Here is a 7,886-nt window from a genome sequence, read left to right as displayed (position 1 = left end):
TTTAACATTCGTCATTTCCCATAAGAATTTAATAAAATACTATATGGTTGACGGATAGATAAAAGACTAGGAAAAGAAAAGCAGACAAAAAAATACTATTAATAATAAAATTGGTTAAAATCTTTGCAAGATGAAATTTAAATAAACTTGCAAAGCTAATAAATTAACAGTTTTATATTCAAAAAAATTAAATCACAAGTTAATCTAATAAACAGTTTTAGAAATTTTAAATAAGTTTAGTTTAAAAACCAAAACTTAGATTCATTGGCTATATAAAACTTTAAATCAGTAGCTCCACTAACTTTTTTCACTTATTTATTTAAAACTTAGAAACTTAAAAAGACAGTTAAGTATTTTTAGATAATGCTTGGAATCAATTCAATTCATCAAGTTTTAAAAAATAATTCCTTTTGTCAGGTCTATCATTTTTTAAATGCTTTAAAAATATTTTAGCAGTTTCCTCAGATACATCCTCTCTTAGGCAACGTTCAACAAAAGATATATCTACAAATTCATCTGCTAATCCAGCACGACCAAGATCTAAAAAGTAAATTTCACCAGATTTATCTATAAAAATATTACTATCCGTGATATCGCCATGAGAAAAAACCAATCTTTCTTCAACACGAGTCTCATTTAACTCATTCCAAAGACTTAGGTAAGTTTTATGGTCTCCCCATAATTCAGCCTCAAAATCATCTTGATCTATCTCGTCAAGGAGTTGGTTATCAATAAAAAATTTTGACTCTTTTAACCGATGATCAATGCTTGAAATAAATGGGCAATCAATAATAGCAACTGCATTTAACTGATTGAGTGTCTCCTTATAGATAGCAAGCAATTCTTGCTCTGTTAAAAAAAGCGCTGGAATTGGTTTTGCATTGATCGCTTTAGTGATCATGAATTCAAACTGCTCATCCTGAAAAGTCATGATGAGTTCAGGCACCTTTAATTTATCAGAGAGCCAACTCAACATTTTCGCTTCACGAGAGACACTGTATGTGGTCTCTGTATATAAAGTGCTAGAGCGCTTAAGAAAAAAAGTTTCATTATTTCGATTAAAAGAATAAACATCCGATGGCGACTGACCAATTTTATTTGGCTCTAAAACGCTGTTTCCAATAAATTGTTGAATAATATTGGGCAATTCCATCAAGTTTTCCTTTTATTCAGCATTAAAAACCCCGCAAATGCGAGGCCTAGTAAATAGATGATCTTAATTAGGTTCACTGTAGCAAAAATATGGCTTATTCCCTATAGAGGGTCAATGCTTCAAAATTTATTCATCATCGTTCAATTATATAAACTGCGCTAGACTTAAAAAGTGGGCTGCTGTATTTCTCTGTCTCAAATCTCAAGAATAAGCTAGAGCAGAATATTAGACAGCAGCAAGACCTCAGGATGCAGACAAATCGCGGAGTAGTTGCTCCATATCCTGTTCGCCTACTTTTGTTTGAGCACCTGCCTGCAAGCCGCCACGAATGAGTTTTTCAGCAGCCGGACGCGCAAACAGACCAGCCCATGCCTTGTGCTCTCGAAGGAAGTCTTCACTTAAATCCGCTGGTGGGATTGCTTTCTTTGCAGCGGCGATGACCCCTTCAGGTAAAGCTGCAATATTTGTGGCGATGCGATGAACAAAAGCGTCTAACTCATTTGCCGGAAGCGCACGATTTACCCAACCATATCGTTCGGCTAGCAAAGCGTCAATAAGGTCAGCACCAAGAATTACCTCTAGTGCACGCCCCCGTGTCATACGCTGTGAAAGATATTGAGTACCACCACCGCCAGGAATAATCCCCATCAATGCCTCACATTGGGCGAGACCAGCGCGCCCAATAGCAGCAAATGCCATGTCCACTGCTGCCACAAATTCAGCACCGCCACCACGCGCCAAGCCTTCGAGCTTAACAATTGTCACTTGCGGCTGTGCCTGAATCATCTCTCCCAAAGCCTGAAATGGATTCAATCCATTAGGTAGATCTTTTGCGAACTGGTCAAAAGCGTTTGGCTCATCAATTAAGGTCATGTCTACATGAGCGATGAAAAACTCAGGATCGGCGCTTTGGAACACGATTACACGTGTTTGTGGGTCATCACGTACCTGAGTGAGAAAAGCTCGAATATCACTCATCAATGCAACATCCAATACATTAACTGGTGGATTGTTAATGCTGACAGTCGCCACACCTCGATCATGCTCAATGTGAAGTGTGGAATAAGTTGGAATGGTCATCATATACCCTTGATTTTAGCTGTGTGCAATCATGGTATCTTATGTATACTTAGTGTCAATTACGCACCTTAAGCATCCTAAGTATCTTGGAGCATACCTATGAACCCTGATCACGATCCAATCTACCGTGCCGACTGCCCAAGCCGTGCCATTCTCGATCAAATCGCAGATAAATGGTCAATGCTGGTTTTGATGGTGTTACATGAACCACGCCGCTTCAACGCCATCAAACGGCGTCTTGATGGTATTACCCAACGTGTATTGACACAGACACTTCGCAAGTTAGAACGCAATGGTATGGTGACACGCACCGTTATAGATGGGAAAACGCTAGGGGTGGAATATGCCTTGACGCCACTTGGTCAATCACTCAAATTGCCTTTTAACGCGCTCTACGACTGGACCGTCGAGAATATGGATACCATTCAGGTGTGCCAATCTCACTATGACCAATCTGATGATATTATTCGCACAGCTACCACCCAGCAATCAGGCATAACACTGAAATAACGTGTGTAGTCGCTAGCTAAAAATATGAGAACTTGGCTTGCTCGTCCAAAATCTGATGAATATGGAAAAGATTATTTAGGTTTTAAAACTACCACCTGTTTTGCTTACTTAATTTTGTTCCACTTTCATCTATACAATAAAAACCACCGCAAAGGTGGTTCATATCTTGAATTAATGACTGTAATCTTTGTCTTTAATTTTCAGTTCTATTGCCTTAGTGGAGTCAATATTTTTGTGACTAATATAGTGAATAACAGTTTTTTTTAAATTTAACGCTAAAAACACATCTCATTCATCAACAATATCAACAAAATTTGCACCCAACACCTTGGCTAAATTTTGAGGTTTCACCCCAATGTCTAAACCACGTTTACCACCACTAACATACATCATTGCTAATGCTGTTGCGCTAGCATCAATCACCGTTTTTAAACGCTTTTTTTGACCTACAGGACTGATTCCACCGACTAAATATCCAGTTAAACGCTCTGCATCTTTAGGATCAGCCATATGTAGTTTTTTACAAGCAAAGGCACTCGCCACTTTCTTTAAATTTAATTGATGATTTACAGGAAGTATCGCAACAAAATAGTTTTTATCATCTGAAAGCATTATTATTGAAATCATTACAAACCTAAGGAAATCAGAAGCACAATATAAGTTATAAATATTAATAATTTATAAAATATATAGAAACATAACCAAACTATACAAAATCTAGTTATGTGAGTAAAATTGTGAGTAACTTTTATTGTCCTCAAAATTATTATAATTTACTCACTATGCTTACAGATACCAAAATAAAAAGTCTTAAACCACGTGATAAGACGTATAGAATAGCCGATAACAATGGGCTTTGCATTGAAGTTCGATCAACTGGAACAAAATTATGGCGTTATAGATATAGGTATAATGGCAAGGCCTCTATGTTAAGCCTAGGAGAATACCCTCTTATCGGTCTAGCTGATGCACGCAAAGCTAAAGATCAAGCAAGATTACTCCTCGATGATGGCATAAATCCCATACAGATTCGTAGACAAGAAAAATTTGAAGCTCAAATAAATAACCTAAATACTTTTAAGCTTATTGCGAATGAATACATATCTGAAATGTTGTCTAGTCGTACCGATGGCTATATTAATAAATTTAGGAAATCATTAGAGATTGATATTTTACCAGCAATAGGTGAAAAAAATGTAAAAGATATAAACTCGGCAGATGTTTTATATATTATTAAATCGACAGTTAATCGTATTAGAACCAATGGGAAGCATGGCACAGGAGAAGTTACAGCAATGAATAATCAAAAGATTATAGGAGCTGTGATGAGATATTCTATTGCAACATTGAGAGCTGAAACAGATCCAACTTATGCAGTACGTGGTGTACTTATGCGCCCCGAAATTGAACACGCACGTCCTCTAACAAGAGAAGAGCAAGCACTTTTCAGAAGAGGATTAGATAACTTTAAAGGTTCCTTAACAGTCAGAAATGCCCTTTTAACTATGTCTTATACGATGCTTCGTTCAATCGAAATTAGACGTATGAAGTGGCGATATGTTGACTTTGAGTCAAAAATTATTAATTTCCCTATCTCAACTAGAAGTAACAATCAAGAACGTACAACAAAGAAAAATAGAATACACTTAGTTCCTATGTCAAATCAGTTATTTAGTTTATTAAAATCTCAGTATATTGAGTCTGGTAATAAAGAGTTCGTGTTCCCCAGTGTATATGGCAATAACTCTAATACTATTGGCAACTCCACTCTTAATGTTGCATTAAAAAATATGGGACTAAAGACAGTAACTGCACACGACTTTAGAGCTACAGCATCGACAATTTTGAATGAAAAAGATTTTGATGAAAATTGGATTGAAAAACAGTTAGCTCATTCAGATCAAAACAAAACAAGGGCATCATATAATCATGCAAAGTATATGGAGCAGCGTAGTAATATGATGCAACAATGGGCTGATATTGTAGATAGTTGGAAAGACATTAATAACCCTTAAATTTTTGTTAAATATTGTACTATTCCCAATCAAAGTATGCATACTTATGACAGTTAGAGTTGTTTTGAGATTTAAAGTATTAGTTCTATATGAGTTTTTGAAATGATTGAAAGAATATCTTTGAATTCGCTAAAATTTTTTTATTTTGTTGCCAAATATAATAGTATTACTAAAGCTTCAAAAAAATTATTTGTTACTCAAAGTGCTGTAAGTAAACAAATTTATAATATTGAAGAATCTTTAAATATTCAATTGTTCGTGCGACGCAATAAATCTTTAGTTATAACTCAAGAAGGAGAATTACTCTTTAAATGCTGCCAAAGAATTTTCATCCAATTGGATGAATGTCTAACAGAATTAAAAAATGATAAATTTGATAAAAAACAATTAGTTCTTTCCTGTGAACCCACTATTTCTATGAAATGGTTAATTCCCCGATTATCTAAGTTTAAAGATCTTGGATATGACTTTAATGTTGTCTTACTTACTGGTGGAGGTACAGTCGATTTTGAAAAAAACAATATTGATTTAGCTATCCGGAGAAATGATTTCAATTGGGGAGAACACATTTTTAGTGAAAAGATTGCTGATGAGTACATGGTAATGGTTCAAGCTTCTCATCAAGTACATACACATGAATTATTAGTTTCTTTATCACGCCCAAATTTTTCGAAAAATTTAATTAGAATTACTGAATTTAAAGAGTTCATACATCAATCGCCCCAAATTGAATTGGAACATTTTTATTTGTGTCTAGAAGGATGTTTAGCAGGATTAGGAGCTACTATTATTTCTATATATATGATTGAAAAAGAGTTAGAAAGAGGAGCACTTCAAAAATTAACTCCAATAATTAAAGATAATTCATCTTATTATTTGCTGTCTCATAGAAATATTACAGAAGATCCAAGAAAGATCATTTTTTTAGATTGGTTAAAAAATGAAATGAAAGAAACTCAAATTAACTATCTACATAGTGATACACAAATTTCCAAGATGACAGGCACACTAAAAAATGGGTAACTGTCAGATCTGGTTTGAGCTAGTACATAATTTAACTAATATTCCTCAACTATTTTTTTTGCAATATTAAAAGGCTCGCTTCTTTCTATAAGAAAGTTACAAAAGAATGAATGAGCAGAATCTGAGGCTCTCAGTGCTTCTATTACATCTATTGATTCGTTAATTTTTTTTAATTTATTTTTCTTTTTTATTTTAGTTTTAAGAATTTTAAATTCTTCAATATGCGTTTCTAATTCATCTTCAAAAAATGAAAATTCTTTACATATATCACTTCTTGGACGATATAATCTAACACTATTCAATCCACAAGCCTTCAATGTGGTTTTAGCTATTTCATTTTTAGCCTTAATTTTTAAAAAATCGACTTCAAAAAAATCTTTTGGATCCATTTCATAAGGATTTACAATTGGTTCCTTTACTGTATCATGTTCGCCTTTGTTACCATTGCATTTACGGCAACTCGGTAGAAGATTCTTCCAATCAAAAATTTTTTCTGGATACTGTGCCTTAGGAAGGAAATGTTCAACTTCAATATTTCCAGAATCTTCTGGGAACGTTTCACAGAAAGCACATTTTTTAAATGAACTGGGGAAAAGAATGTTTTTAATTTCTTCATGTTTATATAAAGAAATAGCAGAATTTTTTTGCTTAATTGGAATTTTACTATAACTTCCATATTTTTTAATTAAATGCATTAAATTTTTTGTACATTCTTCTGCTTTTTCAATTAATATAATTGGTTCGATAGCAGGTCTTTCAAGCTTAATCATTACTCAACTCCAAAGAAGCTAACTTAATCTTAAATACCTGAAGAATGGAATCATTTTTATGTGATATTGATTCGAATAAATTTAAATTTTCCTTAAAGGATTTGATATCTTTATTTTCATAAGATTTTAAGATCACATCAATAAGCCTCTCGTAATCTTTATTTTGTAAACTTTCCACACCCATAACATCTTCAAGAATTTGATCTGTGTTCCATCCTGAGAATTTCTTATTTGTAGGTTCAAAGTAATATTCTTCTGAATCTTTAATTCTCTCCATAATGATTATTTCTCCATTTTCAGCAGATGCTAATAGATGAGGAGAATGAGATGTCACTATGAATTGAATATTCGGAAAAATTGAAATTAGCCCATTTCTCAATGTTAACTGCCACTCAGGATGAAGGTGCAAATCAAGCTCATCTATTAAAACTGTACCCGATGCATCCTTAATACTTTTGCTCCCTTCAACATTAGTTGCCTCAATCCATTGAATTATATTAACTATAATTGAAAAAATAGCTTGAAATCCAGAAGATAACTCTTCCAAATAACATTCTTTCCCGTAAAGTGAAAACATTGGTTCTAAATTTGCTTTAGTATCTAAATATTGAAAATTACTATTGAATGGGGCAATTAATGGCAAAGATTCTTTTAGATGATTCCAGTTTTCTTTGTATTCAAAAGCCCAAGGTTTATCAATCATAAAATATCTATTTATGAACCATTGCTTAATACTAATTTTACCGTAATCTTTAGATAAATTCGAATTGCGTATAGTATCTTGCTGATTTATAAAATCCCCTTCTCTTTTCATTCCGTCTATTTGGATATAATCAATTTCTCTAGAGGTCCCTATAAAAAGAGGGAAATCTGATCTATATTTTTGCCTATAGCTATTTATCTCATAATTTTCATTAATTTCTGGATTAGGATCAGGAAGATTAAAATTTCTTACATGTATATTTCTATAAGTGGTGTCACTTGGAAAACTGTTTTTCCCAAGTCCTACTCTGATAATTTTTTCTTCTTTTTTAACATCAACCCAAAAGCAACTATTATTATTAAATCGTGTTTGTTCAAAATTGTTAGGGGAAAAGCAATACGCTATACCTGTCAGAATTGAAGTTTTCCCGCATCCATTGGGACCTGTAAGAATGTTAAAACCTTTTTTGAACTTAACATCTACTTTTGAAAATTGTCTAAAATTTTCAGCAAAAAAGTGAGAAATATAATATGACATAAATAACAAGCTCTAATGGATTTATTTTAATTTTAAACAATTTTTTAGCTTAAGATCTATATACTATTTATATACTTGTATCTATTTCATTTTTA

The 7,886-nt window shown here is 33.2% G+C and carries 7 protein-coding genes and 1 pseudogene; 3 read left to right on the top strand and 5 right to left on the bottom strand.

The window, feature by feature from the left end; all coding sequences use genetic code 11:
- Positions 1-373: 373 nt before the first annotated feature.
- A complete protein-coding gene (locus tag GJV03_RS20815) occupies positions 374-1,153 on the bottom strand; it encodes an APH(3')-VI family aminoglycoside O-phosphotransferase (protein WP_154131031.1) in 780 nt (259 codons plus the stop codon).
- A gap of 243 nt (positions 1,154-1,396) precedes the next feature.
- The gene (locus GJV03_RS20810) at positions 1,397-2,233 is read right to left on the bottom strand and encodes an enoyl-CoA hydratase/isomerase family protein (RefSeq protein ID WP_105712539.1); all 837 of its coding nucleotides are present in this window, start codon (positions 2,231-2,233) and stop codon (positions 1,397-1,399) included.
- A gap of 99 nt (positions 2,234-2,332) precedes the next feature.
- Here GJV03_RS20810 and GJV03_RS20805 point away from each other — a divergent pair, with 99 nt between their 5' ends.
- Positions 2,333-2,743: a helix-turn-helix domain-containing protein gene (locus tag GJV03_RS20805; RefSeq protein WP_105712538.1), complete on the top strand. Its 411-nt coding sequence runs from the start codon at positions 2,333-2,335 to the stop codon at positions 2,741-2,743.
- 288 nt (positions 2,744-3,031) lie between these two features.
- Here GJV03_RS20805 and GJV03_RS20800 read toward each other — a convergent pair.
- A pseudogene (locus GJV03_RS20800) lies at positions 3,032-3,358 on the bottom strand (aminoacyl-tRNA deacylase); the annotation flags it as partial.
- A 167-nt stretch (positions 3,359-3,525) separates the two neighbouring features.
- On the opposite strand from GJV03_RS20800, the gene GJV03_RS20795 reads away from it, so the two are divergent.
- Positions 3,526-4,758, top strand: a complete 1,233-nt coding sequence (locus GJV03_RS20795; RefSeq protein ID WP_034617913.1) for an integrase arm-type DNA-binding domain-containing protein — start codon at positions 3,526-3,528, stop codon at positions 4,756-4,758.
- 102 nt (positions 4,759-4,860) lie between these two features.
- Positions 4,861-5,781: a LysR family transcriptional regulator gene (locus tag GJV03_RS20790; protein WP_154131030.1), complete on the top strand. Its 921-nt coding sequence runs from the start codon at positions 4,861-4,863 to the stop codon at positions 5,779-5,781.
- Between the two features lie 35 nt (positions 5,782-5,816).
- Here GJV03_RS20790 and GJV03_RS20785 read toward each other — a convergent pair whose 3' ends face one another.
- Both GJV03_RS20785 and GJV03_RS20780 read right to left on the bottom strand, forming a co-directional pair.
- The gene (locus tag GJV03_RS20785; RefSeq protein ID WP_154131029.1) at positions 5,817-6,551 is read right to left on the bottom strand and encodes an HNH endonuclease; all 735 of its coding nucleotides are present in this window, start codon (positions 6,549-6,551) and stop codon (positions 5,817-5,819) included.
- Positions 6,544-7,791, bottom strand: a complete 1,248-nt coding sequence (locus GJV03_RS20780; protein WP_154131028.1) for an AAA family ATPase — start codon at positions 7,789-7,791, stop codon at positions 6,544-6,546. Before GJV03_RS20780 ends, GJV03_RS20785 begins: the two co-directional genes overlap by 8 nt.
- Positions 7,792-7,886 lie beyond the last annotated feature (95 nt).

Origin of the sequence: Acinetobacter sp. RIT698 (assembly GCF_009668065.1) — a bacterium.
In the GTDB taxonomy this organism is placed as follows: domain Bacteria; phylum Pseudomonadota; class Gammaproteobacteria; order Pseudomonadales; family Moraxellaceae; genus Acinetobacter; species Acinetobacter guillouiae.
This window is presented reverse-complemented; position numbering and strand designations above follow the sequence as displayed.